This is a genomic window from Neptunicoccus sediminis, assembly GCF_001719615.1.
In the GTDB taxonomy this organism is placed as follows: Bacteria; Pseudomonadota; Alphaproteobacteria; order Rhodobacterales; family Rhodobacteraceae; genus Amylibacter; species Amylibacter sediminis.
This window is the reverse complement of sequence record NZ_MDVX01000042.1, coordinates 1-2,349: the sequence shown is the minus strand read 5'-3', so window position 1 is coordinate 2,349 and position 2,349 is coordinate 1. Positions and strand designations below refer to the sequence as shown.

Below are 2,349 nucleotides of genomic sequence, written 5' to 3'. Positions count from 1 at the left end.
GTAGGCACCCAGTTCGGGCGCACCGATGCCCAGTATACCGATTGCGACGATCGGATTTTCCGGGGTCGATTGCTGCCAAGCCTCAGCGGCGGAGAGGCCGACATTTGCATAAGACGCCTGCAACCCCTTGTTGTTCAGAAGCGCGACCTGAACGGCGGTGTCCGCCGAAATGGTCTTGCGGTGCACCATTGCGTGCACCTGCTTCTTCAAGGCCTCGTTTTCGGCCTGGGTTTCGGCGAAGGCTGTCCGTTTGCCAATGGCTGGTGTGACCTGGCTGGAAATATTGGCGAAGCCAGCTTTTGGTTCCGTGTAGATGCCCGGCACAGCGGTGGCGCAAGCACCCAAGATTAGCGGAAAGCCGAAAACCAGCGGAAACTTCGATACCCGCATCAGTTGCCCTCCGTCTGTTCTTGATTGACGGAACGCCAGTCGCGGGGACCTGTAGGGCCGCGATAGGTGTAGCCCGCCAACGGGTCCTGATAGCTGATCGGCGATGAAACTGCCGTGTTGATGACGGCCTGTTGGGTCGCGACGGACGGCAACGGGGTGGGCTCATAGGCGCATGCGCCAAGCCCGACGGCCGAAGCCCCCATAAGTAGATGAATTTTCATGAAAGTAACCTGATTGGTGAACGTTGTCTCACGCAGAATCTGCGCAAGGCTCACACCCGATTTGGGCGCCGGTTCAGGTCAGGAATCGAGGGGGCCGCAGAAGCCCTGCTGTTTCAACCGAATACGTCTGACCGTCCAGAATGACATATTCACTTGTACCAACCGGCTCTGCTGTGATCCTGATGTCTTCGATGAAGACGACAGAAATACAGATGCCGTTGCAACACTCTTGGGATTGTTGCTCTTTGCCATCCTTGTCGGACGCTGCGATGTCGATGTCGCTTGCGACCTTAAGCGTCGCATGCGCGTGATGCGCACCGCTTCCAGTGTGATGGGCCTCTGCAGCACCAACGACACCAACAGACTTGGCTTGATGTCCGTCATGCATGCCGGACGCCGCGTGAGCGGCAGAAGGTGGTGACAATACCAATGCCAGCGCAAACGCAATGCACGTAAACGCCCTTGACCAGCTTGATATGAAAACTCGAAAGCTCATGCCGCGAATATCGGAGAGCGATGCAGTACAGTCAATCCGTCCTGCGCAGGAAGGTTTGTCGCTTTTTTTGAAACAGGCGAATTTTGGCCACTACTGTCAGAGAGTGTTGCATGTCAGCGACATAGAGAGAGCCACTATCTCCGTTCAGCGGAGCGTTGCTGACGCATCTTGGCTACTGAACCTCTGCCAGCTTCTCAGACCCGTAGCCCGCATCGCTGATCGCTGCGGCCAATGCAGTTTCATCCAGAGTGCTGTCGACGTCGACGACACGTGCAGTCAGATCGCACGAAACCGTTGCATCTGGGTCGGCCGCCATAATGGCCTTTTGGATGGAAGCGGTACAATGGCCGCAACTCATGTTCGGTACGCTGAATCTGAACATCGCAATCTCCTTTGACGACATGCATGTAAGGCGTTCCGGCGCGGGAAGGTCAATGGCCAGGATTTTATTCTACATGCCTGTTGACCTTCCAGTAACTGGAGGCCCTATCTGCAGGAGTATCAGAACAAGGAGATTCTCATGTCGGATCCGCGCACCCTTCGGCTTTCCCTGCAAAACATGTCCTGCGCTTCCTGCGTCGGGCGCGTGGAACGTGGCCTCACGGCTCTGCCGGGGGTCAGCGATGTCCGTGTCAATCTCGCCAACGAGACCGCCCAGGCGCAGATCGACGCACCGGAGCGCATCGCCGAAATCGCCACGACCCTTCAGGAGATCGGCTATCCGGCCCGGAGCCGGAGCGTACGTCTGAACATTTCATCTATGTCCTGTGCCTCGTGCGTCGGTCGGGTGGACAAGGCACTGGCAGTGCTGCCGGGCGTGCTGGACGTGAACGTCAACCTGGCCTCGGAAACCGCTACAGTCAGCTATCTGGAGGGCGCGGTCGCGGTTGCCGACCTCATCAAGGCGGCCAGCGACGCGGGTTACCCCGCCACGCAGGCCGACGACAGTTCATCGGAAGACGCAGGAGCCCGTAGGAACGAAGAGGCGCGGGTTCTGGCACGACGGACTGTCGTGGCAGCGACCCTCGCCCTGCCGGTGTTTCTACTTGAGATGGGCGCACATCTGATCCCCGGCATGCACGGTCTGATCGGTGACACCATCGGCCACTGGACCAGCTGGATGATCCAGTTCGTGTTGACCACGGCAGTCCTGCTCTGGCCAGGACGTACTTTTTACACACGCGGTTTCCCGGCACTGTTGAAAGGCGCGCCGGACATGAACAGCCTTGTCGCGGTTGGCAC

The 2,349-nt window shown here is 58.4% G+C and carries 4 protein-coding genes and 1 pseudogene; 1 reads left to right on the top strand and 4 read right to left on the bottom strand.

The window, feature by feature from the left end; all coding sequences use genetic code 11:
* The 4 genes and pseudogenes from BFV97_RS17660 to BFV97_RS17645 form a co-directional block, all read right to left on the bottom strand.
* Positions 1-390: pseudogene (locus BFV97_RS17660) on the bottom strand (TolC family protein); the annotation flags it as partial.
* A complete protein-coding gene (locus tag BFV97_RS17655) occupies positions 390-611 on the bottom strand; it encodes a hypothetical protein (protein ID WP_245667817.1) in 222 nt (73 codons plus the stop codon). The gene BFV97_RS17655 and the pseudogene BFV97_RS17660, both read right to left, overlap by 1 nt.
* A gap of 73 nt (positions 612-684) precedes the next feature.
* Positions 685-999, bottom strand: coding sequence for a hypothetical protein (locus tag BFV97_RS17650; protein ID WP_069301697.1), 315 nt, complete (start codon positions 997-999; stop codon positions 685-687).
* Between the two features lie 280 nt (positions 1,000-1,279).
* Complete coding sequence (locus tag BFV97_RS17645) at positions 1,280-1,489, bottom strand: heavy-metal-associated domain-containing protein (protein ID WP_069301696.1); 210 nt, start codon at positions 1,487-1,489, stop codon at positions 1,280-1,282.
* 138 nt (positions 1,490-1,627) lie between these two features.
* Here BFV97_RS17645 and BFV97_RS17640 point away from each other — a divergent pair.
* Positions 1,628-2,349 (top strand): heavy metal translocating P-type ATPase (locus tag BFV97_RS17640; RefSeq protein WP_157888366.1); only part of this gene is annotated, 722 nt, incomplete at its 3' end.

Coding starts and splice junctions, on each gene's coding strand:
- BFV97_RS17650 (WP_069301697.1), bottom strand. CDS start 999: ATGCATGACGGACATCAAGCCAAGTCTGTTGGTGTCGTTGGTGCTGCA.
- BFV97_RS17655 (WP_245667817.1), bottom strand. CDS start 611: ATGAAAATTCATCTACTTATGGGGGCTTCGGCCGTCGGGCTTGGCGCA.
- BFV97_RS17645 (WP_069301696.1), bottom strand. CDS start 1,489: ATGTTCAGATTCAGCGTACCGAACATGAGTTGCGGCCATTGTACCGCT.